21 protein-coding genes and 1 other RNA gene are annotated in these 23,466 nt (G+C 57.6%); 9 read left to right on the top strand and 13 right to left on the bottom strand.

The window, feature by feature from the left end:
- Positions 1-49 precede the first annotated feature (49 nt).
- The 5 genes from CYB_RS08540 to CYB_RS08525 all read left to right on the top strand — a co-directional run bounded on the left by CYB_RS08540 (position 50) and on the right by CYB_RS08525 (position 4,153).
- A complete protein-coding gene (locus CYB_RS08540) occupies positions 50-2,011 on the top strand; it encodes a ribulose bisphosphate carboxylase small subunit (RefSeq protein ID WP_011433393.1) in 1,962 nt (653 codons plus the stop codon).
- A 66-nt stretch (positions 2,012-2,077) separates the two neighbouring features.
- Positions 2,078-2,761: a hypothetical protein gene (locus tag CYB_RS08535; protein WP_238376729.1), complete on the top strand. Its 684-nt coding sequence runs from the start codon at positions 2,078-2,080 to the stop codon at positions 2,759-2,761.
- A gap of 26 nt (positions 2,762-2,787) precedes the next feature.
- Positions 2,788-3,510, top strand: a complete 723-nt coding sequence (locus CYB_RS08530) for a carbon dioxide-concentrating mechanism protein CcmK (RefSeq protein WP_369791754.1) — start codon at positions 2,788-2,790, stop codon at positions 3,508-3,510.
- A 72-nt stretch (positions 3,511-3,582) separates the two neighbouring features.
- An RNA gene (gene ffs / locus CYB_RS14375) (signal recognition particle sRNA small type) lies at positions 3,583-3,680 on the top strand.
- A 68-nt stretch (positions 3,681-3,748) separates the two neighbouring features.
- On the top strand, positions 3,749-4,153 hold the full coding sequence (locus CYB_RS08525; RefSeq protein ID WP_011433390.1) for a hypothetical protein: 405 nt from the start codon (positions 3,749-3,751) through the stop codon (positions 4,151-4,153).
- 333 nt (positions 4,154-4,486) lie between these two features.
- Here CYB_RS08525 and serS read toward each other — a convergent pair whose 3' ends face one another.
- The 4 genes from serS to CYB_RS08505 form a co-directional block, all read right to left on the bottom strand.
- On the bottom strand, positions 4,487-5,794 hold the full coding sequence (gene serS, locus CYB_RS08520) for a serine--tRNA ligase (RefSeq protein WP_011433389.1): 1,308 nt from the start codon (positions 5,792-5,794) through the stop codon (positions 4,487-4,489).
- Positions 5,795-5,827: 33 nt separating this feature from the next.
- Entirely contained in the window at positions 5,828-6,820 is a 993-nt protein-coding gene (ilvC, locus tag CYB_RS08515; protein WP_011433388.1) for a ketol-acid reductoisomerase, read from the bottom strand.
- Between the two features lie 63 nt (positions 6,821-6,883).
- The gene (locus CYB_RS08510) at positions 6,884-8,365 is read right to left on the bottom strand and encodes a glycosyltransferase (RefSeq protein ID WP_011433387.1); all 1,482 of its coding nucleotides are present in this window, start codon (positions 8,363-8,365) and stop codon (positions 6,884-6,886) included.
- A gap of 187 nt (positions 8,366-8,552) precedes the next feature.
- Positions 8,553-9,014, bottom strand: coding sequence for a YlqD family protein (locus tag CYB_RS08505; RefSeq protein ID WP_011433386.1), 462 nt, complete (start codon positions 9,012-9,014; stop codon positions 8,553-8,555).
- 278 nt (positions 9,015-9,292) lie between these two features.
- Between CYB_RS08505 and hemC the strand changes: the two genes are divergently transcribed.
- Positions 9,293-10,279, top strand: a complete 987-nt coding sequence (gene hemC / locus CYB_RS08500; protein WP_071818198.1) for a hydroxymethylbilane synthase — start codon at positions 9,293-9,295, stop codon at positions 10,277-10,279.
- 1,092 nt (positions 10,280-11,371) lie between these two features.
- Here the strand turns inward: hemC and CYB_RS08495 are convergent.
- The 9 genes from CYB_RS08495 to CYB_RS15165 all read right to left on the bottom strand — a co-directional run bounded on the left by CYB_RS08495 (position 11,372) and on the right by CYB_RS15165 (position 20,574).
- Positions 11,372-12,235, bottom strand: coding sequence for a hypothetical protein (locus tag CYB_RS08495; protein ID WP_041436585.1), 864 nt, complete (start codon positions 12,233-12,235; stop codon positions 11,372-11,374).
- A gap of 284 nt (positions 12,236-12,519) precedes the next feature.
- A complete protein-coding gene (gene purC, locus CYB_RS08490; protein WP_011433383.1) occupies positions 12,520-13,263 on the bottom strand; it encodes a phosphoribosylaminoimidazolesuccinocarboxamide synthase in 744 nt (247 codons plus the stop codon).
- Between the two features lie 10 nt (positions 13,264-13,273).
- Entirely contained in the window at positions 13,274-14,833 is a 1,560-nt protein-coding gene (locus CYB_RS15380; protein ID WP_011433382.1) for a sugar transferase, read from the bottom strand.
- A 353-nt stretch (positions 14,834-15,186) separates the two neighbouring features.
- Positions 15,187-15,924, bottom strand: a complete 738-nt coding sequence (locus CYB_RS08480; protein WP_041436582.1) for a class I SAM-dependent methyltransferase — start codon at positions 15,922-15,924, stop codon at positions 15,187-15,189.
- A 77-nt stretch (positions 15,925-16,001) separates the two neighbouring features.
- Positions 16,002-16,901, bottom strand: a complete 900-nt coding sequence (locus tag CYB_RS08475; protein ID WP_041436581.1) for an FAD-dependent thymidylate synthase — start codon at positions 16,899-16,901, stop codon at positions 16,002-16,004.
- A gap of 173 nt (positions 16,902-17,074) precedes the next feature.
- Entirely contained in the window at positions 17,075-17,839 is a 765-nt protein-coding gene (locus tag CYB_RS08470) for a DUF4397 domain-containing protein (RefSeq protein WP_011433379.1), read from the bottom strand.
- 195 nt (positions 17,840-18,034) lie between these two features.
- Positions 18,035-19,354, bottom strand: a complete 1,320-nt coding sequence (locus CYB_RS08465; protein ID WP_011433378.1) for a bifunctional sterol desaturase/short chain dehydrogenase — start codon at positions 19,352-19,354, stop codon at positions 18,035-18,037.
- Positions 19,355-19,803: 449 nt separating this feature from the next.
- Positions 19,804-20,370 carry a DUF192 domain-containing protein gene (locus tag CYB_RS08460; protein WP_011433377.1) on the bottom strand — a complete coding sequence of 189 codons (567 nt, stop codon included), beginning with the start codon at positions 20,368-20,370 and terminating at the stop codon, positions 19,804-19,806.
- 27 nt (positions 20,371-20,397) lie between these two features.
- A complete protein-coding gene (locus tag CYB_RS15165) occupies positions 20,398-20,574 on the bottom strand; it encodes a hypothetical protein (protein ID WP_011433376.1) in 177 nt (58 codons plus the stop codon).
- Between the two features lie 21 nt (positions 20,575-20,595).
- Here CYB_RS15165 and CYB_RS08455 point away from each other — a divergent pair, with 21 nt between their 5' ends.
- From CYB_RS08455 to CYB_RS08445, 3 genes are all read left to right on the top strand, one after another.
- The gene (locus tag CYB_RS08455; RefSeq protein WP_011433375.1) at positions 20,596-21,906 is read left to right on the top strand and encodes a serpin family protein; all 1,311 of its coding nucleotides are present in this window, start codon (positions 20,596-20,598) and stop codon (positions 21,904-21,906) included.
- Between the two features lie 120 nt (positions 21,907-22,026).
- Positions 22,027-22,641, top strand: a complete 615-nt coding sequence (locus CYB_RS08450; protein ID WP_011433374.1) for a Uma2 family endonuclease — start codon at positions 22,027-22,029, stop codon at positions 22,639-22,641.
- 93 nt (positions 22,642-22,734) lie between these two features.
- A complete protein-coding gene (locus tag CYB_RS08445) occupies positions 22,735-23,322 on the top strand; it encodes a hypothetical protein (RefSeq protein WP_011433373.1) in 588 nt (195 codons plus the stop codon).
- The last annotated feature ends 144 nt before the right edge of the window (positions 23,323-23,466 follow it).

Genomic DNA, 23,466 nt, shown 5'->3' with positions numbered 1-23,466 from the left:
CTCTCTTGCTGCCCTTGTCCGCCCTACTGCGTTCTAGAGGCTCACGGTTATGCCTGCTCACACCTATGCTGCACCGCCAACGCCCTGGTCTCGCCGACTGGCGGAGCCTAAGATCGATCCCACAGCCTACGTGCATTCTTTCTCCAACCTCATTGGGGATGTGCGGGTGGAAGCGGAGGTGCTGATCGCCCCGGGAACTTCCATTCGCGCTGACGAGGGATCCCCCTTCCACATTGGCGCCAGATCCAACATTCAGGATGGGGTGGTCATCCACGGCCTGGAACAGGGGCGGGTGATAGGAGAAGACGGCCAACCCTACTCCGTTTGGATTGGCAGAAACACTTCCATTGCCCACATGGCTCTGATCCACGGGCCGGCCTACGTGGGCAACGACTGCTTTATTGGCTTCCGCTCGACGGTGTTCAACGCTCGGGTTGGGGATGGCTGCATCATCATGTTGCATTGCCTGATCCAGGATGTGGAGATCCCCCCAGGCAAGTACGTGCCTTCTGGATCCATCATCACCACCCAGGCCGAGGCCGACCGGCTGCCCGACGTCCAGGATAGCGATGCCAAGTTTGCCCAACACGTGATCGGCATCAACCAAGCCCTGCGAGAGGGCTACCAGTGCAGCGAAAACCTCGTCTGTATCGCTCCCATCCGCAACGAACTGCAGCGCACCTCTAACTCAACGGCTACGGAGACGGCACCCATGACTCATTCTTCCCATCGCGGCAATGGCCGGAACGGCGGCGGATCCCCTCTCAAGCCGGAGGTGGTGGAGCAAATTCGTGCCCTGTTGGCCCAAGGCTATCGCGTGGGGCTAGAGTATGCCGATGCTCGCCGCTTCAAAACCTCTTCCTGGCAAAGCGAAAGCCCAATCACCAGCACCCACGAGGCGGAGGTGGTGCAGTCATTGGGGGCCATCCTGGCAGAACACCAAGGGGAATATGTGCGCCTGCTGGGGATCGATCCCAAGGCTAAACGGCGGGTGCTGGAGCAAATCATCCAAACCCCCGATGGGCCGGCGCTGGTTTCTGGGATGCCCAGCCGCGTCTCGGCAGCCGCTGCTCCGGGTTCTGGGGCGGTCGGCTCTCGCTCTGGCTCAGGGCTGGAGGAGGAGATCCGGACTTTGTTGGCGCAGGGGTATCGCATTGGCCTGGAGGTGGCCGATGCCCGCCGCTACCGCACCTCTTCTTGGCAGACCTTGGGCAATTTGAGCGGTCAGCCGCAGGAGATCCTGGCCGCTGTTCAGGCTGCCCTAGCAGAGCACCAGGGAGAATATGTGCGCCTGTTGGGGATCGATCCCAAAGGCAAGCGGCGGGTGCTGGAGAAGGTCATTCAAACCCCGCAAGGCCAGGTGAGCAGCAGTCCTGCAGGAACCGGCGTGGTGGCAGATACGGCTCCTGCGGCAGGGGGCAGTGCCGGCCTGGATCTGGAGGTGCAGGAGGAGGTGCATCGGCTGCTGGCCCAAGGCTACCGCATTGGCTACGAGTATGCCGACGAGCGCCGCTTCAAAACCTCTTCCTGGCAGAGTGGGCCGGCCATTCGCGCCACCCGCGGGCCAGAGGTGTTGGCTAAGCTGACGGCTGCCCTGGCGGAGCACCAGGGAGAGTATGTACGCCTGCTGGGGATCGATCCCAAAGGCAAACGGCGGGTCTATGAGCGCATCATCCAAACCCCTAGCGGAAAATCTGCTGCTGCTGCCGCGGCTCCTGCTTCTGCCCCCAAGGGATCCCTTTCTGGCACCCGCCTCAGCGCCGAGGTGGTGGCTCAGGTGCAGCAGTTGCTCAGCCAAGGCTACCGCATCGGCACCGAACATGCGGACAAGCGCCGTTTTCGCACGTCTTCCTGGCAAAGCTGTAGCCCCATCGAGGCCACCCAAGTGCCGCAAGTGGTGGCGGCTCTAGAAGCCTGCCTGGCGGAACACCAGGGAGAATACGTTCGCCTGCTGGGGATCGATCCCAAGGCCAAACGGCGAGTGCTGGAGCAAATCATCCAAACCCCTTGAGGGATCCCAGCTTTTTTTGACCTCTGTTGGTTCAAGCCCAACCCCCCAGCGATGAGGAGCACTTTGTTGGCCTCTACTTTGCCCAACTCCATGACGCTCCGCGCCTTGCCTGGCCAGAACGACGAAACTCGCTATTTTGTCAGTGGTGAGGTACAGGTGGAAGCCGGGGCGGGGATTGGGGCAGGGGTGCTGCTGCGGGCCAACCCCGGCTGTCGAATTCACATCGGGCGCGGCGCGTGTATCGGCATGGGATCCGTTCTGCACGCCTGTGGGGGATCCCTCATCGTGGAGGCGGGAGCAACCTTGGGAATGGGGGTGCTGGTGATCGGGCAGGGCACCATCGGCAAAAACGCCTGCATCGGCTCAGAAACCACAGTGCTGAATTGTTCGGTGCTCAGCCAAGCAGTCATTCCCCCCGGCTCGCTGATCGGGGATCCCACCTATGGTTTCGATCTCCAGGAGGCGGGCGGCAGCAAGCCCATCCCGGCAGAGCCCTCGCCGGCGGCAGTGGAAATGGCTCCAGAGATGTCGCCTGAGCCGTCTCCCCCACCCAGTTCTCCGGTGGCCAATGTTGAAAAGCAAACCCGCCGCTGGCAGGAAGCTGCCGAGCAAACCCAAGAAAAGTCCGGTTCCCCAAGGACCAAAACGCGCAACCTCAACGGGATCCCTGGCCATTGGGAATTGGATCGCCTCTTGAGCAAGATTTATCCCCATCGACAGGTGCTCTCCTCTGGGGATAGCCGGCTCTGATGGCTAAACTGGCGTGAGTAGTTAGGATGCCGATGTCAACCTCCCTGGGCCTGATTCAGACGCGCAGCTTTCCGGTCATCGTGCGCATTGCTGACGCCATGACCAAGTCGGCAGGCGTGACGCTGATCGGCTTTGAGAAAACCTCGGGGGGCTATTGCACAGCCATTGTGCGGGGGGGAATTGCCGATGTGCGCATTGCCATTGAGGAGGGAATTGAGCTGGCCCGCCAGTTTGACCAAGAGGAGATCTCCAGTTTGGTGATCCCGCGCCCCCTGCCCAACTTGGAAGTGGTACTGCCGATCAGCAGCAAGCTGTCTCAACTGGCACAAAACCGCGGCTACAGCCGCCTCAGTAACTTGGCCGTGGGCCTGCTGGAAACTCGCGGCTTCCCGGCAATGGTAGGAGCTGCCGATGTCATGCTCAAAACCGCGGATGTCCAACTGGCGGCCTACGAGACCATTGGGGATGGCCTATGTACGGCCATTATCCGCGGTACGGTAGCCAACGTGGCCATTGCCATCGATGCCGGCATGTACGAAGCAGAGCGCATTGGGGAACTGCACGCGGTGGCGGTGATCCCGCGCCCTCTGGATGAGCTGGAGCAAGCCCTGCCGGTGGCCAGTTGTTTTGTTGCCCAGCCAGTGACCTTGCCGGTGACCCTTCCTCAAGTTCAGGAACAGGAAGTGCAGCGCAACGATACGGCTGTGGAACGGATCCCTGTTTATCTGGAGCCGCCTGAAACTCCCTAGCCCCCTGAGCAATCCATCTGTTGCCCAAGAAAGCCGAGCAGGGCAGAACGGAAAAATGCTAGGCTACTGAAAGACCTGGGTCCGTGCAGCTCCGACGCCCAAACCGTGTCAGGATCGGAAGATAGCAGCACCACGGGATGCTCAGAGCAGGCGCGTCAACCCGGGTCGCCCTTTGCTACCCCACTTTCCTCTCTGCTGGGTCATTCCCCTTCTCGCCTTTCTCCCCCTTGTCCTAGCAATGTCCGAGACAGACAATCCCCTCGCCAACTGGGCTCAAAAGGCTTTCTACCTCGGCATGGGTCTGGCCGCTGTGGCCGCGGATAATGCTGCCAAGGTGGCTGGCAAAGCGGGTAGCCGTCTGATGGAATTGCGCAAGCAGGCGCAAGCTTTGGTGGACGAGCTGGTGGAGCGGGGGGCGATGACCGCTGAGGAGGCGCGGGCTTACATGGATGCCATCGCTGCCAACGCCAACCGCAAGGGGGAATACAGACAAACTGCCGGCCCCCGCAAGATCACCATTGATGACATTAGCGATACCGAGGGCGAGGCAGGCACGGCCATCGAACTTTCGGAAGCGGCCCGTCTGCGCCAGAAGATCGCCGAATTGCAAGCTGAGTTGGATCGCCTCAAGGGCAAATCTTGAGCGGAAGGACAGCCCGGCAGGAAGGTAGGAATGCATTGCTTCCTAGCTCCTCTCCCCTTTTGCATAGCGGAAGCGGTACCGCAGAGCACTTGGGAAGTGTCTCAACCTAACTTGAAATGACCCTAAAGATTGAGGCTACCGTCAGGTGGATCGTCTCTGTGAAGTGTTAGGGATCCTCGCCCTTTAGAGCCGGGGGCAGGTCAAGGTTGTTCATTTCAGAGGTTTCAAAAAACTGCCGTGAGACAGCTTGCAATTCTCCGTCGTCGGAGAAAAGATGGGAACACCCGCCTATCTGGGCAGGAGCATCTCAATCCAATCTTGTTGAGTTTGAGCTCAGGCAGCAGGAATGAGGATCCCGTCTTCCGAGAGAAACCGGGAGCTGAGAAAGGGACGCAGCGCCTTGGGAATGCGAATCGAGCCATCCGGCTGTTGGTGATTTTCCAGCAGGGCAGCCAGAGAGCGCCCCACCGCCAAGCCAGATCCGTTCAGGGTGTGGACAAACTGGGTGCCTTTCTGGCCGGCTTCTTTGTAGCGCAGGTTAGCACGGCGGGCCTGAAAGTCCCAGCAGTTGGAGCAACTGGAGATCTCGCGGTATTGATTTTGGGAGGGGAACCACACCTCCAAGTCAAAGCAGCGGGCTGCCGCAAAGCCCAAATCGCCGCTACACAGCTCCACCACCCGGTAGGGCAGCTCCAGCATCTGTAAGATGGCCTCGGCATCCTGCACCAGCTTCTCGTGTTCGGCTTCCGATTGATCTGGGCGAGTGACCTTGACCAGCTCCACTTTTTGAAATTGGTGCAATCGGATCAGCCCCTTGGTGTCGCGGCCATAGCTGCCCGCCTCGCGGCGAAAACATGGGGTGTAAGCACAGAAGTAGAGAGGAAGAGACTCTGCAGGGATCATCTCATCCCGGTACAGGTTGGTGAGGGGAACTTCCGCGGTCGGGATCAGCCACAGGTCGTCATCAGCACAGCGAAAACTATCTTCGGCGAACTTGGGCAATTGCCCCGTCCCCTGTAAAGCAGCGCTGTTGACCAAAAAGGGCGGGATCACCTCGGTGTAGCCGGCTGCAATGTGGCGCTCCAGCATCATGGCAATCAAGGCCCGTTCCAGGGCCGCGCCCGCCCCTACCATAGCCACAAAGCGGCTTTGGGCCACTTTGACCGCACGGCCAATCTCCAGCAACCCCAGTTTTTCGGCAATCTCGTCATGGGGAAGGACAGGATGGGCCGGCTTTAGCTCCTCACCCCAGCGGCGCACCTCTACATTGTCGGCCTCATCTCGGCCAACCGGCACGCTGGGCAGGGGCAAATTGGGCAGGGTAAGCAGCCGAGCACGAATCTCCTCTTCCAGCTCCCGTTCCTGCTGCTCCAGTTGGGCAATCTCGGCCTTGAGATCCACCCCCCGCTGCCGCAGGGCCGCCACTTCGGGGCCTTGGGGATCCGCCCCCTGGCGGATGATCTCGCCGACTTTTTTGCCGAGGCTGTTGCTTTCGGCCTGCAGGGATCCCTTGCGGGTCTCCAACTGCCGCCGCTCCCGATCCAACTGCAGGATCCCGTCCAGATCGACTGTGGCCCGGCGATTTTGCAGGGCTTGGCGTACTTGTTCAGGGCGATCCCGCAGCAGCTTCAGATCCAGCACAGAGATGGTCTACCCTCAGCTCCAGATACCCGACTATTTCTTTAGCCAGCTAAACATGGCCCGCAGCTCCCTGCCCACCTGTTCAATGGGGTGTTCGGCCTCGCGGCGCCGCATCGCAGTAAGCCCTGGCTTGCCGGCCTGATTTTCCAAGACAAATTCACGGGCAAATTGGCCGCTTTGAATCTCGGCGAGGATCCGTTTCATTTCAGCGCGGGTTTGCTCCGTGATGATGCGGGGGCCACGGGTGTAGTCGCCGTATTCTGCCGTGTTGGAGATGCTGTGGCGCATTTTCTCCAAGCCCCCCTCGACAATGAGATCCACGATCAGCTTCACCTCGTGCAGGCACTCGAAGTAGGCCAGTTCCGGCTGGTAGCCCGCTTCCACCAAGGTTTCAAACCCCGCTTTGATCAGAGCCGTCAGACCACCGCAGAGCACCACCTGCTCGCCAAAGAGGTCGGTTTCGGTCTCTTCCCGGAAGGTGGTTTCCAAAATGCCGGCCCGCGTGCCACCGATGGCTTTGGCATAGGCCATGGCCCGCTCCCGTGCCATTCCCGAGGCATCTTGATAGACGGCAAACAGGCAGGGCACCCCTTCCCCCGCTTGGTAGGTGCGCCGCACCAAGTGCCCAGGGCCTTTGGGGGCAACCATGATGACATCCACGTTTGCCGGCGGCTGGATCTGCCCGAAGTGAATGTTGAAGCCATGGGCAAAGAGGAGCACGTTCCCCGGCTGCAGGTGGGGACGGATTTCGCCCTGGAAAACGGCCTTTTGCACTTCATCGGGCAGTAAAATCATCACCCAGTCGGCGGCAGCGGCAGCATCCGCCACCGTTTTGACCATCAAGCCGTCTTGCTCGGCTTTGGGCCAGGAAGGGCTGCCAGGGTAAAGGCCAACGATGACCTGGACACCGCTATCGCGCAAATTGAGGGCGTGGGCGTGGCCTTGGCTGCCATAGCCGATGATGGCAACGGTTTTATCGGCCAAAGGCTCCAGATTGGCGTCGGTGTCGTAGTAGAGGCGGGCCATGGTCGAGCAGGGCGTGAGCAGGTGCTTGACTAGGATAGCAGGATTGGATCCAACTTGCTGACCTCAAGCGCCGTGATGAACAGTTTTCACCCACCTTAGGCGCTTGGGCTGTACACACATGCGAGCGGTTGTGGCGATCATAACCGGCAGCCAGTGGAGCATGTAGACCAAGCCCAGGGCGGTGTGCCACCAAAGTCGCCGTCCGCGCAAGCCCTCCACCTGGCGTAGCCCCCGGTAAAAAGCCACCGTCAAGCAGCCCATCACCAGAGCGTTCAAGGGGAGCAGCACCGAGGAGTGGCCCGTCAACAGCACCCAGAGGGTATCGGGAACCAAGGCCATCGGCAGCAAGTACTGAGAAATAAAGAAGGCCCAGAGATCTACTGTTTTGGCCATCCCCATCCGGCGACCGAGGATCCCTGGCCAGTAGTCGAGATAGCGCTGGTAGCCCCCTTCTGCCCAGCGGCAGCGCTGGTGCCAGAGGCTTTTCCAAGAGGTGACCCCTTCTTCGACGATGGCCGGCTCTGGCAGAAAGGCGATATCTACGCCCGCCAGGTGCAGCTTAAAGGTGAGATCCAAGTCGTCAGTGAGGGTGGCCTCGTTCCAGCCGCCGCACTTTTCCAAAACATCTCGCCGCACCAGTTGGCCATTGCCGCGTAGCTCGCCAATACCCCTCACAGCCACGCGCTGCTGCTGGAAGTAAGCATCAGAGGCCATTTCCGCCACCTGCCCCAGAGTCCAGAAGTTGACGCTGGGGTTGCTCAGGGCCTTGCGCACCTGGACAGCGCCTACCGTCCGTCTGCTGAAACGGCTGCGCAGGCTTCCCACTTGAACAAACAAGGGCAGAGTGCGGGCAAGAAAATCCGAGGGCACCACAGCATCGGCATCGCAGACCAGGATGATCTCCCCTTGAGTCAGGGGCAGTACCTCGTTGAGGGCACCGGACTTGCCCCCGCCCCGCCCCGGCTGCCGCCGGTAAACCCGCAGATGCGGGATCCACTTTTGGGCTTCCCGCAGAACTTCAGGGGTGGCATCGCTGCTGTTGTCGTCGATGGCCCACAGCTCCAGATGGCTGGTGGGGTAACGGAGCTGGGTCAAGCTGTGCAACAGCCGTGGGAGCACTGCGCTCTCATTCTTGGCTGGGATCAACACAGCCACACGGGGCAAGGCCAGCCCGCCCAACTCAGAAAGCCCGCTCTGCCCATCCCGTTGCATTGGCAGGACAGAGTCATTGTTGTTAGGGTCATCGCTGTTATCTGTTGACCTGGGATCCCGGCGGGTCGCAGCGGCAGGAGGAAGTCTCAGAGGGGGCAGGGAGGTCGCCGGTTGCAGGCGAAATAAGCGGCTAATGTGGATCACCATGAACGTGGCCAAACCAACGGTGATCCAACGGGCCGTCGGCACCACATGCATCAGGCTGACCAACCCCCACACCATGGCCAGAACCAGCAGAGCCTTGAGACGGCGGCGCTGGGCCGAGGTGAGCAACCAATCGGGAAGATGAAGATCCTCGAGAGGCTCTGGCTCTGACCAGACAAACTCAGACATGGGGATCCTCCCACGGGCGACAACGCTACCCAACCTCACCAGCCTGCCCAAGCGTTAACCCAAAGGCCGTTAAGAGGTTGTTACCTATTGTCACCCATTGTGTTGGCGAAACGGAGTTCTCGAGAACCTACAGGCGAGAAAAATTGGGGATCCCGACTGCCGCTTCTCCGGCAAGGGGGTGAGTAGCCTATGGGTTACCGCGAATCTCTTTGATCACCCCATCTTCCAGAAGGATCTCGACCTGCATTTTCTGGATCAGGTTGTCTCCTTTTTGGACTCGGAAGAAGCTCTCCACATTGCCTTGCAGCACTTCTTGGTTAAGCTCCAGGGTGCTCAGTTGGTTGATCTGCTGCAACAATTGGTTTTTCTGATCCAAGAGGCGGATTTTCTGCTCGTTCACGCGGCTTTTCACCGCTTCCACCTGTTGGAGCACTTGGGGGCTGTTGGGGTTGGGGCTCTGTTTCTCCAGTTCGGCAATAGCCCGCTTGCCCTGAAACTCCAGCTGTTGCATCTGAGCATCGGTGGCTTCGATCTGCCGCTCCAATTGCTCCTGCATTTCCTTTTTCCAAAGGGGTGTGACCACCACCTTAACGGGAATGTTGCGTTTGAGCAGTAATTGAGTGCCGTTGCTGACGTTGTTTTCTTCCATAAGACTCATCCAGGCAGACGACCAACCAAACCAGGGGCTTGTGCCCATTGTAGAAAGCTCCCCTCAAAAGCTCTGGGGTTGGGGAAGAGGAGCTTGACAGACCGGATCCTCCCCCGCCGAGCCGGAGAATCCATCTACTTATCCTACCGGCTGGGATCCCTGCGGTAAAGTCTTGATTTCGGGAAACTGCAATTTTGGTTAAGGATCTTAAAGGCCGCCGCCTTGCCCTGGCACAGATTCGGCTAGCGTGAGAGGCAGTGTTCTTTTTTGCGGCAGCCATGAGTGAACTGGCTTCGACCCCCTTCAAACCCTCTGCTGGGATCACCAAGCCGGTGCGGATCGCCTCTCGAAAAAGCGAGTTGGCTTTGGTGCAGACCCAGTGGGTGATGGGTCAGTTGCAAGAACACCATCCGGGATTACCTCTGGAGCTCAACACCCTCTCCACCCAGGGAGACATCATCCTGGATGTAGCCCTGGCCAAAATTGGAGACAAAGGTCTCTTTACCAAGGAATTGGAGGTTAGCCTGCTCAACGGCAGCAGCGACTTGGCGGTACACAGCCTTAAAGACTTGCCCACTCGCCTGCCGGAGGGCTTGGTGTTGGGGGCGATCACGCGGCGGGAGGATCCCCTGGATGCTTTGGTGGTGGGGGAAAAGTTCCGGGATTACCGACTGGCCACCCTGCCAGAGGGGACGGTGATCGGCACTTCATCGCTGCGGCGGCTGGCCCAACTGCGCCATGCCTTTCCCCACTTGCACTTTAAGGATGTGCGGGGCAACCTCAACACCCGCTTGGCCAAGCTGGAGCGGGGAGAGTACGACGGCCTGATTTTGGCGGTGGCCGGCTTGAAGCGTCTGGGCAAAGCCGACCGGATCCACGAGGTGCTGGATCCCGGCGTGTCTCTGTACGCGGTTGGGCAGGGATCCCTGGGAATCGAGTGTCGGCAGGGAGATGAGCGGATTCTGGAGCTTATCCGACCCTTGGCCGATGCGGAGGCCACAGCCCGCTGCTTGGCAGAGCGAGCTTTCCTGCGGGCTTTGGAAGGAGGGTGTCAAGTGCCCATTGGCGTTCACAGCCAAGTCCAAGGGGAGGCGCTGCACCTAACCGGTATGGTGGCCGACCTGGATGGCCGGCGGCTCATCCGCGATACTCAGACGGGATCCACCGCCGATCCCGAGGCAGTGGGGATGGCTCTTGCAGAAAAGCTAAAACAGCAGGGGGCCGACGAGATTTTGCAAGCCATTTTTGCCCAGGCCCGCCGTTAGGCTTTCCTACTTTTTCTGAGTAGGCTTTGAGAACTTCAGCTAGGGTCAGCTGAAGAAAAGGGGGAACAATGAAGTCCCCCCTACGTGAATTGCACTCAAATAGGAAATTCGCATTCGCAGCAGCAGTATCTAAGCTCTAGCTTAGCTTGCAAAACCGCCGTATCATCTTGAACTACTAAGGTCACTCGGTTGTTGGCAATCTCTGCCGGCGAGAGGGTTAGAGTTTTGGTGAAGGTTTGGCCAGGCGGACTTGGGGAAGTATACAAAAACCCCGCTTGAGTTAAAGTCCCGCCGTTGTATAGGTAGTACTTGTCGTTCCCGGCATCAGGAGTTGTGTTACTTGTTGCCTGCAAGTTATTGCGATAGGTAAACGTAAGGGTGCCTCCCATCCGGCAGCCGGTTTTACAAGGGGGGCTCCATTGGAAGGTATGAGCAAAGAGTTTATTGGCTTGGGGCTCTCCCCAGTTGACTGTCCCGAAAGGGCCCTGGAGAGTTGTCCAAATCTGGGCTGGAAGCTCCGATTGAAGGGGTGAAGCAGGGTTTGGCGGAGGAGCGCTGAGGGTTACTGAGCGCAACACCATGGGTCTCGAGCACGGAAGGCCAGGCAGAGGTCTTGGCGAAGGGGGGAAAGGAACCTGGCGGAATAGCTCATCTACAGTTTCTGAGGATTCTGCCGGAGCTATGGGAACTGGGGAGGGTATCGATCTAGGCACAGAAGGCATAGGCTGCCTAGCTGGCTCCGGGGCCTGAGCCACCAAAAAATGATCTCGAGCCAAGGCAGTACCTGGAAGAAAACCACTCTCCCAAAACGGTGTGAGTAGTAGAGCCAAAATGCCCAAGTGAAGTCCTGCTTTCATCTGTGTTCTCCAAACCTTAAAAGTATAGAGATGCCCGTTCTTCCTCAGTTACAGCTAAAGCCGACGGAGAGGAAAAATAATCTGGAATCTGGTAGCAAAGACTTTCCGGAATACGAGCAGGTTCCTCAAACCTTGTGAAATTTAATTAAGCTTAATTTAGGTCTTTGCCTTAAGGTGCGCTTAGTTAAACCAAATTAAACCAAGCGGACTTGGCTTCCCAGAAGGGAAAGAAAACTTAGGATCTGGAGAAGATGCGCCGCTCAAACTTCAGCCCAATCCAGATCACCCCGATCCCACAGGCCACCAACACCGCCGACTTGGCCAACAGGCCGGTTGGGTACTCGAAAAAGCGGGTCAGCACCACCAGGGTTAGCCCCAACAGTCCCTGCCAGAAGCGCCCCCGCCGCCCTTGCTGTAGCCCTTCCCAGCAGAGCACTGCTGACAGCCCCAGCAACAGCAAGGTCACTATCCAGGGGGCAAAGAGGACCAAGGCTGCTCCTGCCGTCACGTTCAAAGGCACAGCGCTGCCGATCCCCAGCAAAAGCGCCAAGGCAACCAGAGAAATCAGAACAGCAGCATCCTTCAGCCAAGACGAAACGGGCTGGGATCTCTTCTCCTGCCAACCCTGCCACCAGCCCCAGCCCGTCAGCAGCAGCAACCCCACTGCCGACAAGCTCGCCCAGGGATCCCCAGCGTTCCAGAGGGGATCCTCGGAAAGATCGACCCACGTCCCGACAAAGCTCCAGACATAGAGCAGGACACCCAACCCCAGCAGAGCCAAGTTCTGGGCCGTCGGGGCCAAATCCAAGCCTTGCTCCAGCTCGCCGGGAAGCTCTGGATCCCTTCCTTCAGTTAAAACCCGGCTTAGCCAAGGCTTATGGCGTTGGTGCCACAGACCCAACCCCCACACAACTGCAACACCAAGCAGATGCAAAAGGGTTAAACCTTGGAAAGAGCTGCCCAAACGCTCGGCTAACCCTTGCAACGCCAGGCCAAAGTTCACCACGGCCAGGGCAAAAACCCAGCGAGAGCAACACCAATAGGCCAGAGGAACCAGCAGGCCCAGGGTCAACCAAGGATAGAGGATGACTCTAGTCAATAATAAGCTCAACTATACTGAAAATAATGTATAATATGCTCAGTACGGATTACTACCAGTTGATCTTTCTGTTTACTTTCGAGTCTGCCAACATGGTAGCCAAAGCAAAGCAGAAAATTGGTAGTAAGACGACACGGAAACTGCGCTTTGGGTATTCTACTCAAAGCTTTGCGGGATACCGCCATTCTGTTTGGACTCCGTCCCGCTAACGCGAATGGAAACAAACAGAATGCTATCGCTGCATAGTTGAACAGTGATGTTCAGCAGTGTTCAGCGTAAATGTATCAGAGAAGGAATTGGGATCCCACTGCCTGAAGCACCCGCTGCAACACCTCTTGATAGCCAGCCACCGGATCCCCCAGATCAAAGCGAAAGAGATCTTTATCCAGCACCCGCGGCTCAGATCCCCCCCGATCCCAAAGACGGCAGGTATCGGGGCTAATCTCGTCGGCTAGCAGGATCTCTCCCTTCTCGTCCAGGCCAAACTCCAGCTTAAAGTCCACCAACTCTAGGCGGCAGCTTCGCCAGAAAGCCTGCAGATGGTTGTTGATGGCCAAAGCCAGGGATCCGAGGCGCTCCACCTGCTCCGGCGTGGCCAGCTGCAATAGGCGGATGTGGTCGGGGGTTACCAAGGGATCCCCCAAGGCATCGTTTTTGTAATAGAACTCCACCAGCGGCGGCTGGATAGGAAGCCCCTGCTCCAGGCCCAGGCGCTTGCAGAGGCTGCCGGCGGTGCGGTTGCGCACCACCACTTCCAAAGGCAGGATGTGCAAGGCTCGCACCTGCATCTCGGTGGGGCCGGTCTGGGCCAAGAAATGGTTGGGGATCCCTTGCTGCGCCAGGTAGGCAAACACATGGCTGGAGACGGTGCAATTCACCTCTCCCTTGCCGGCGATGGATCCCCGCTTTTGGGCGTTGAAGGCGGTGGCGTCGTCTTTGTATTGGCAAAGATAAACCCTGGGATCGGCAGTGCGGTAGATGCGCTTGGCCTTGCCCTCGTAGAGCAGCTCTTGGGGGGAGAATGGCATACGCTAACCCCTAGTATCCGGCCAGCCGTCCGCGGATCCCTTGCCAGAAGGTGATGGCCAGGATGCGCAGATCCAGCCACAGCGACCAGTTTTGCACATAGTAGAGATCATACTGGGTGCGGCGGGCAATGCTGGTATCTCCCCGCAGGCCGTGGATCTGGGCCCAGCCGGTGAGGCCACTTTTTACCAAATGCCGATCCGGATACTTGGGGATCTCCTGGCTAAACTGCTCGACAAAGTAGGGCCGCTCTGGGCGGGGGCCCACTAGGCTCATTTCCCCTTTCAGGACGTTCCACAGTTGGGGCAGCTCGTCCAGGTTGGTGCGGCGCAAAAAGGCTCCTATCTTGGTTCGGCGCGGATCCCCGGGGCGCGTCCAGCCCGGCTGGCCGGCTGCCTCAGCATCCACTCGCATGGTGCGGAACTTGGCAATCCAAAAGCGACGCCCGTCCAAGCTCACCCGCTCTTGCCAATACAGAATGGGGCCAGGACTGCTGCAGGCTACCAGCAGGGCAATAATCAAAAACAGAGGGCTAAGCAAGATCAGGCCCAGGGAAGCTCCTAGGATGTCTACAGCTCGCTTGAGGAACCGGTTGTGGGCGTAGCGCAAAGGGGGCTGACGCAGAGTTAGCAGCGGGATCCCGTCGAGAGACTGCAGGCTGAAGTTCACCGTTAAAAAACTTAAGATATCCGGCACCAAGCGCACCTGCACCGACAATGTTTGCAAACTGAGCAACAGAGGAGCAGTTGCCAGCTCCGGTTGCCCAAACCACACCTCCTGCACTTCTGGGTGGGCTTGCAGATAGGCAATCAAATGGACCAGATCCAGACGCTCAAGAGCCGACCAGGAAGGCTCAAGCTGACTGCACAAGCAGGAGAGGGTTCCTCGGGATGAGCCGGACAGAGTCCTGTCGGCAGACTCAACCCCGCCAGAGGTAGGGCGGGCGGTGTTTAGTACTGGATATGAATCTTGACAGGGATCCCCATTTTGAGATGGGGGATCTTCCTCAAAAGAGCCTTGCTCTACGCCTGCCCAGGCGACTACCTGGAAGCCCAACTGCGGGGATCGCTGCAATCGCTCCAACACTTCCGCCAACACCGACCAGGATCCCACCCAGATGACCTGCCGCCGACCGTAGCCCCTAGAGCACAACCAGCCCATGCCCAGCCGCAACCCCACCCGTACCAAAGTCAAACTCAGCAGAGCCAACAAGCCGGCGTAGCCCACCACCAGCCGCGACAAAGAGACCGAGCGAACGAAAAAGGCCCCTGCCAGCACCAAACCAAACGTCAATCCCAACCCCACCAGCAAACTGGCCCATTCTTCAAAGCGAGACAAGCGCTTCGACTCACCGTATCCGCCCAAGCCCGCCTGAATGCCCCAATAACTGAGGGCGGTCAACAATCCCAAGGCCGCGTAGACATCCCAAGGCAAGAGCTGATGAGGACGCAAGCTGCGCAGCCAGTAGCCCGCCCCAAAGGCCAACCAAATACAAAGGCCATCGCCAAAACAGGCCAAGGGCACCCACAAACGATGCAGATCCAGACGAGTTTTATAGCCGCGTTCGGCCAAGGGTTATCTCCTTCGGCATCAAGACTGTTGACAATCTTACAGAAAAGATTGTGCATCTGAGGCTATTGGACAAGATCAGTGTTGACCAAAACTTGAATGGGTAGCCCTCACCAGATAATTCTATTGACGGCCCTTCCCAGCTTCAAAGGACTTCATGCTGCTAACACAAAATAAGTTCTTTAAGTAATTGGGATCCTCATCATGCAACAGATAAAAATCCCTGTTGAGTGGGTTAAGTACCGTCGGAAAAGGCTGTTGTAGAAACTACCAGAATTGCAGACATTGGATGTCGAAACATGAGAGTTTAAGCAATGATCAAAGTGCAGTCTGAGAACAGCAATGATGACAGGATACTACGATTTCGTTGCCGGGCCGGCTACTGCCAGCAGAGATACACCAAAGGGCAGAGAAAACTTAGGTATCAGATAGGCTTCTGCAGCAAAAATACCCGTCAGCAGTCGATTGAGCCAAAGCGGCGGCATTTTCAGATCTTGGCTTTCCCTCAGGCGAAGCACTTTCTGCATTATGCGGATCCCTGAAATGATTGGGAAAAGAAAACTGTTGAAGAAAACAAGGGTATAAACTTCTAGACCTGAGCTTTTAAGCAACGACAAAAGTTGCCCGCGGGTATATCGTCTCTTGTGATGATTAAGCTCATCATGTAAACTCCACAGCCACGGATAAGCCGGAACAGTTACAACTAAGTAGCCAGATGGGGTTAACCTTTGACTGAGGGCTAGGAGAGCTTCTTTGTCATTCTCCAGATGCTCCAGCACATCCAGCAAAGCAATCAAATCAAATCGTTGAGAACCAAAGGGGATCCGGTTTGGCAACTCCCCCTCTGCCACGATCCCAATACCGCGAGCTTGGGCCAGCGGCAGTGCAATTTCACTCTTTTCCATAGCCCAAACTTTGCCAAATCTGGACAACATCTCCAGGTTGCCGCCGCTACCACAGCCAGCTTCCAAAATATAAGCAGAGGGGGGAAGCGACAGGGATCCAATAACCCGACTCAGAATGTGACGGCGACCCAAAAACCACCAATGCCGGTCTTCCAAGCCTGCCATTTGCTCATAAGCTTCGGGATCCATACCCGTAACCCAACAAAAGATCAAAAACAGGATTAGCCGCAGAAGGGGTTAGCAGAGCATATCTATCTAAACTAAGTTTAGGGGGATAATCTAGCCTTTCCCCAGCGATGCTTACGATACCAGGCCGCCACGTGGGGACACCACGCTTCAAAGTGGGGCCAAATCAGTTCACACAGATGTTGAATTTCTCGTTGAGCATCTTCTTTGGCTCGTAAATCCAAAAAATGCATTAGACTACGGCAATTGAAAGAGACCACGAAGTGTTGTCGGATCCCGTAGCCAATGATGTTGCGAGCATCTTCATAGGGCAATCCGCACTCTTCTACCAGGCGATAATAAGCAATGGCCTGGCTGCGATATTGCGCAAGAATGATATCCAAAGCTGCGGGGGAGATGGGCTTGCAGCCTTGGCGGGTTTTGGCTTTGCCCTCCTTGACGCTGGCAGGAACGTAAAACAGAGTTTCCAGCTCTTGCAAAGACAAGGAGGACTCCGTCCCGCCACTGTGCTCCGCAATGTGCTCCGCACCGCTGTCGCGATAGGCCTCCGGCCCGCTGACGCGATCGCTGACGCAACCGTAGCCGGTCTCGCCAACAGGAGCAGCAGTCTCGGTTGTGCTCCGCACCGCTGACGCGAACAAGAGCTTTTTGCCCAAATCGGCAATTTGCTGGCCTGTATATCGGAAGGATTGAACATCAAAAGAAATTCCCACCCGATGAGTACGGGCCTGTTGCATGACGGCGTGGGGAAAATAGCCCACCCCAAAGGTGATCTGAGGATGCTCTAGAGGCCCATAGTGGCCACGGTTGCCCTCCAGCAAATGCCGCACCACCGCCTCTCCATACTTTTCCGGGATCCGGCTTTCTGAGGTGACAAAATCAGGGCTGTAATCCTGGTGCATTGCCTGGTAGATGACCCGTTCTGGATCTGGGGTTTGATTCAGCACCACAACTTGAAACAAAGCATCCACAGGCTGCATCCCCTAGTGCTTCGCACCGCATGTTAGGATTCTGAGATCCTTTAAGATCATATTGGCAGCGGAGAACGCCAACGGCATTGGCCTGCTCCACCACAGAGCATATTCCCTATCTGCCCCCACCCTGAGGTATTCCTTAACTCAGTGTAAGGAGAAGAGAGACCGAAACACCTTGGCTATAGGAGCCTGCGAGCTCGAGTTTCCTCTGCCAGCACCAGGCTTAGGGCCGGATTGCTGCGCAACAATCCCGCTACATAGAGGGTATAGACTTTCCCCGCCTCCAGCTGCAGGTCAAACCGCTGCAGGGGAATGCTCCGGCTGGGAGCCGACTGCACACCTGGCGCGGAGGCTGAAGGGGCTATGGCCACTTGAATTTGGGTAAAGCCGGGGCGCATAGCTTGAAAGGTGGATACTTGTCCAAACGCCAACTGGGGCAGCAGTACCCGCCCCTGCTCCCCTTGCCATTGCAGGGCCGGCGCATCAGGGGCAGCGTGGACGAACCGCACCAGGGCTTGATCAAAGGGCGGATGGATGTTGTCTTCCAGCACCAGGGCCGTCATGCGATTCGGCTCGTTGGCAGCAACCACCGAGAATACTCCCCCGCCCCTGAGATTGGCTACGGTTCTGGCCGCAACCGCAGAACTCGCAGGCTGGCCAGGGTTGAGAGTCTCAGGTGTTGAAAACAAAACGATGTCGTACTCGCCCGCCGGTATGCGCACGTATTCGCTCACCGAGCCATAGGCTACACCCCGAGCAGCCTTCACCCCTCCCACCTCCAAGTCAATTCGAGGGGCATTGGGGGCCACATGCACCAACCGCACCTGCACTTCAGAAACCCCTGCAGATGCCGAAGGCATCGGGATGGCACAGCCGGACAACAGCCCCGGCATCAACGACCCACCCACCACGCAGAGCACTGCGCCCACCCACCGTCGCACCATGTTCACGCTCACTCCTACTCCTCACACCCAACGCTCACCGGGGATCGAGCTGCTGTATTTCTGCAAACCCAAGGAGGGCACTCTCGCTCCCCAAAAGTTCGTATTGGCACGCCAAGGAACCTGCTCTTGTCTTACTCCACTTTTGCGCCCAATGCCATAGAGCTATGGAACGGGTTGGGATCTAGTTCCTTTTAACTAAACCAAAGGCAAATCACCGGACTCGGCCCCACCTGCAGGATCTGGGTTGGGGGCAGGGATCCCTGGCTGTTCGCGCTCGCGGGACGGAGTCCTTGGAGACCGACGGCTAAACAAGCGGAAATAAGTGCTCACAGCCAGCTCTTTGAGCGGGAAAAGCAAGTAGGTCAGGGGGTTGATGGTGACGATGATGTTGCGGCAGTCTCGTTTGGCCTGGGCCAAGATCTGAGCGGCCACCCAATCTCCCGACATAACCCCAATGGGATTGAGCTGGCTCTTGAAGGGGCCGAGGATGAGCTTGCGCACTGTGCAGGGAGCATCGAGGCGGCGCAGAGTAACCAGATCGCCTAGGGCCCGCTTGGAGAGCTCGTAGAGGGGACTGAAAGCAGGGCTAGCCTCAGCCTCTGAGGTGTTCACCCACACCTCTTTGGTGGCCATCTCAGGGTTGCCGCGCACCGTCTGGAAGAACAGCTCCATTAGGCGCCAACTGGAGAAAGTGTTGACGGCATAGGACTGGCGGACAGACTCGGGATCCCGTTGCCTGTGGACGTTCAGGCCGTGGTTGAGCACCAAGATATCCACCCGCTCCAGCAGCTCTGCCAGGGATCCCTCTTGCCCCACCTGCCAGCGAACGGTCTCCACCGGCTGGATCTGGCCGTCCACTTCGATGTGAACCGAATCCGAATGGGAGCTGAGGGCGATGACTTTGGCCCCCTGCTGGTGAAAATGCTTGAGCAAGGCCCGGCCCAGGGTGCCGGAGGCGCCGGTGACGGCTACTCGCTTGCCTTTCAAGGAGAGACTGGTGCCCATGAGCCGATCTACGAGAGTCAGGGTGCCGCAAAAATAGGCGTTGGTATCGTCGAAGTGGTGCCGCCAGTGGTAGGCGCGGTTGACATGCCATTGGCTGGGAGGAACGGGGAAAGGCCCCGGCTGGTGGGTGATATCCGTCTGCAGGGCCAGCCCCCAACCCCGCAGCATACCAGCCACCCAGAAACTGGCCGAGTAGACCACCCCCACCGCTGCCGCCAGGCCGTACAGCAGGGATCCCTGGCCCAATACCACCACCCAAGGGATCCCGGCCAGGATCATCGTCGCTGCTTCGGGAACGTCGTGGTGCCACTGGGATTCTCGGTACAGCTGTGCATCCACCACGCTAAGGTCGGGGCGGAACAGGCGGTGGTGCAGGATGTGTTTGGGCATCAGCCAGGGCCACCGGTGGGCCAGCCAATGGCGTACATCCCGCACGATCTCAGCCCAAAGGATGGAGGCTAGGGCGACAGCCCCCACCCCTATCCAATGACTTACGCTGCTGACATCCATAGACTCGCTTGCGGTGGCCAAACTGCTCTTGGGCTTGTCGTCGCCTCTTCTGTAGGCTTAGTTAGCAACCCTCAAAAATCATCGCAAAGATTCTTCAAAAGATCATCTGCGAGCCTGTCTTCCCTCACCCCCGGCCCCTCTCCCTCAGGGAGAGGGGAGGTAGAAATCAAGGGGCTACGGGCTGAAGCTGATACATTTACGCTGAACACTGCTGAACATCACTGTTCAACTATGCAGCGATAGCATTCTGTTTGTTTCCAACCAGAATGGCGGTATCCCGCAAAGCTTTGAGTAGAATACCCAAAGCGCAGTTTCCGTGTCGTCTTACTACCAATTTTCTGCTTTGCTTTGGCTACCATGTTGGCAGACTCGAAAGTAAACAGTAAAGATCAACTGGTAGTAATCCGTACTGAACATATTATACATTATTTTCAGTATAGTTGAGCTTATTATTGACTAGAGTCATGCTCTCGGATCTCGACCGGATCTCCAACGGCCAAACCCAAAGCAGCAGCCGTCCCGCCGCGGAACTCCAGCACACCGTCCACCAACTGGGAAGGAGGCGGCCCATAGGTGGGGCAGGGTTGGGCGGGGCAGCCGGGCACATCGGCGGCAATGTACACCACCTTGCCTTGGTGAAGGAAAATGATGTCCAGGTTGATCAGGGTGTTGAACATCCAAAAAGAAGCTGGCTGGGGCGGATCAAAGGGAAACCACATGCCCCGATCCGGCGGCAAATCGGTGCGAAACATCAGGCCCAAGCGCTGTTGCTCAGGGGTGCGGGCCACCTCTAGCTCAAAGCGTTGGCCGGCAAGGGTGACTTCCGCTTCAACCGGCAGTTGCTGGGGCTGCCCTATGGCTGGGGGGGATGGAGAGATGGCTTCGGTTACCTGAGTTTGTGAGGCGGGAGATCTCTCCGTGGCAGCAGTACATCCCAAGCCGGATCCCAGGAGCAGTAGAGCCAGGCCCAAGGCGACTCTGCACCCTTTTGGAACGTGTATCGTGAACAGAACCATGTGGCACTCTCCTGTGCAGGCTTCATCCTATCGCGCCGGACGCTGCTGCCGCGACTTGGCCAACCGGATGCAGGAAGTTCCCCCCTGGGAGAGCCTTGCCAATTCTTGCTTGCCGGAAGCTGCCTGTGCTTTTCCCCCTTGAGCGCAGCCGGAATGGCGGCCCTGGGCAAGAGCAGCCCGCAACCGACCCGATAGCATAGCCATAGACTCTGCCAGGAGAGCCCTATGAAAGACCTGTTTAATCGATCCTTGGTGAGCCGGATCCCTCTTCTGGCTCTGCTGGGTTTACTGAGCCTGGGCCTCTGGCCCACTCACGGGATGGGATCCCGTTCACAGGAAACCCCGGTGCGGATTCCCTTTGAGCCAACGGTGACCTATGGGGAAGGGTATGGGGAAAAGACCGTGGCCCAACAAGCCCAAAGCCGCTTTGCGCTGAAACTGTTTGATCACCTGCTCCGTCAGCAGCCCCAAGAGAACCTCTTTTTCTCCCCCTTGAGCATCCGCCTGGCCCTGAGCATGCTCTACAACGGCGCCTCTGGGGAGACTCAAACGGCAATGGCCGAGGTGCTGGAGGCACAGGACCTTTCCCTCAATGAGTTGAACTGGAGCAATGCCCAAATGGTGGGCTGGCTGGCGGAGGGATCCCCGGCAGGAGGGCCAGTCCAGGTGCAAACGGCCAACGGCCTCTGGGTGGATCAAACCCTCACCTTACAGCCCCAGTTTTTGCAGGCTTTGGCCACCTACTACCAAGCGGTGGTGAATCGGGTGAATTTGGGATCCCGGCAAACGGTGAACCAGATCAACGGCTGGGTGGCCGAGCGCACCCAGGGCAAGATCAACCGCATTGTGGATCGCCTCAGCCGCGAGGATTTGATGGTTTTGCTCAATGCCATCTACTTCAAAGGCGAGTGGACTCAGCCCTTCGATCCGGAGCGCACCCAAACTCAGCCCTTTACTCGGTTGGATGGCCGCCGCGTCCGAGTGCCCATGATGGTTCAATCAGGTCGTTACGACTACCTGGAGACCGAGCAGTTGCAGGTGGTGAGCCTGCCCTACGGGGAAGGGGAGCTGGAAATGTTGATCCTGCTGCCCAAGAAGGGAGTGGATCTGGAATCGCTGCGGGCAGAGCTGAGCCCGGAAACTTGGCAAGAATGGACGGGATCCCTGCGCCCCCGTGCAGGTTCGGTGCGGATCCCGAGATTTGAATTGGCTTATGAAACGGATCTCACTTCCGTTCTGCAGCAGTTGGGCCTGGGAGTTGCCTTTTCCAACCGAGCCGATTTCAGCCAGATGACCCCAGAGCCAGCGCGGATCAGCAAAGTCCTGCACAAAGCAGCAATTGAAGTGAACGAAGAGGGATCCGAGGCGGCAGCCGCTACTGGGGTGATCGTCTCCCGGACTGCTGTCGACCGGCAAGAGCCCTTTCAATTTGTGGCAGATCGGCCCTTCTGGTTTGCCATTGTGGCCTCCGGATCCGGCGGCAACCCAGCGGCCCAAACCGTGTTGTTCATGGGATCCCTAGTGGATCCTGAATAAGGGGATCCCTCAGGGCAGCTTGCTGACTTCTTACCGGGCGTGCAGATCGCTCTTCAGGATGTGTTGACCCCAGACCGGCTCCCTTGGTTGGTTTAGCCGTTTTTCATTGCGGAGGTCATGATGGTCGAGGTTTTGGAAAGAGAAAAATTGGCCGAGGCACCTGCTGATAGTTCTCCGGCAGCTTCTCGAAAAATTTGGACTGACGAAGAGTTTATGGCTTTACCGGAGGATGGCAATCGCTATGAGGTTGTGAATGGAGAACTGGTTACTGTGGGCTCGGCAGGCGCAAAGCATGGGTACTACGTAAGTTTGATTCATATCATTCTAGGCTCGTACGTTCGCAGTCAAAGGATTGGATTTACCTTCGATTCCGATACTTCCTTCAAAATGAAATCCGGTAATCGCCGCTCTCCGGATTGTTCTTTTTTTTCCAAAGAACGACTGCAATCTCTGGGCGGGATCCCAAGGGGTTATATTGAGGGATCCCCAGACTTGGCTGTAGAAGTTCTCTCCGATGCCAACACCATTGGAGAGATCCATGATAGGCTCGTTGAGTATTTTGAGAATGGATCCCGGCTGGTCTGGATCATTCATCCTGAAGAGAAATACGTTCTGGTCTATCGCCGGCCTGAGCCTGAAGCATTGAAGAAACCCGGCGACATCCTGGAAGGTGGAGAGGTGATCCCTGGATTTGCGCTGGATTTATCAGAGTTTTTTGCCGAGCCGGAGTTGTAGTTTTTCACCAACGCAATGCCCGGATAAGATGCCTTCAGCGCCTAGGGAAAAGCAACCCCTGTTAAGCTAGCCTAAGCAGTGGGATCCCATTTCATGGCACCGGTCTATCCGCAGGTTCTGGAGCGCAATCCCAAACGGCTGCGCATTGCCCTACAGCGGTTTACCTCTCAGCAACTGGCTTGGCGGGCGGCAGCAGGCTTGGTGCTGCTAATTTTGGGATCCCAACTGTGGGCTCGTTCGCCGCTGTTGGGTTTGGTGGCTGTGGGGATGGGCCTGTGGGCTGGGATCCCTTGGGGGTTGGGGCAGATCCTGAATCTAGATTGCCAAAGCCAACGGGTGACCCTGACCCACCTGCGTGGCCCTTGGGGCTTTTGGCGGCAGCAGGTGTTTTCCTATCCCTTGGCTCAGTTGCAAGGGGTGCGGGTACATCGGGTAGGCCAGGAGGTTTTGGACAACCAAGCTCAAGAGAGTTTCCAGGTACAAAGTCAGGTTCGGTTGCAGTTTCACAGCGATCCTTCTAAACCGGAGCTGAACGAGGAGGTCATCGCCTGCTTTAGCAGCCAAGTCGGCATCAAAGGGGACGAACCAGAAGCTTTCGTGCTCTCTCAGCGGCTGGTGCGCTGGATTGAGAACTATCTATCTGAACACTCAGGAAACCTAAGAAACAACTCTTCACCCTGAAAGCCCCCTTTTCGAGGATACTGCCCCACCGTTCCAGTAGACTCAAACTTTGCTCTCCTTTTCGGGGAGTTTTCGGGGAGATGGGGAATTGTTGTCACAGTGCTTGATCCTGGGTTAGAAATGCTACCGAAAAGCAGCGTACTC

The organism is Synechococcus sp. JA-2-3B'a(2-13) (assembly GCF_000013225.1).
In the GTDB taxonomy this organism is placed as follows: domain Bacteria; phylum Cyanobacteriota; class Cyanobacteriia; order Thermostichales; family Thermostichaceae; genus Thermostichus.
The sequence above is the reverse complement of the archived record's forward strand: the minus strand, read 5'-3'. Positions and strand labels throughout refer to the sequence as shown.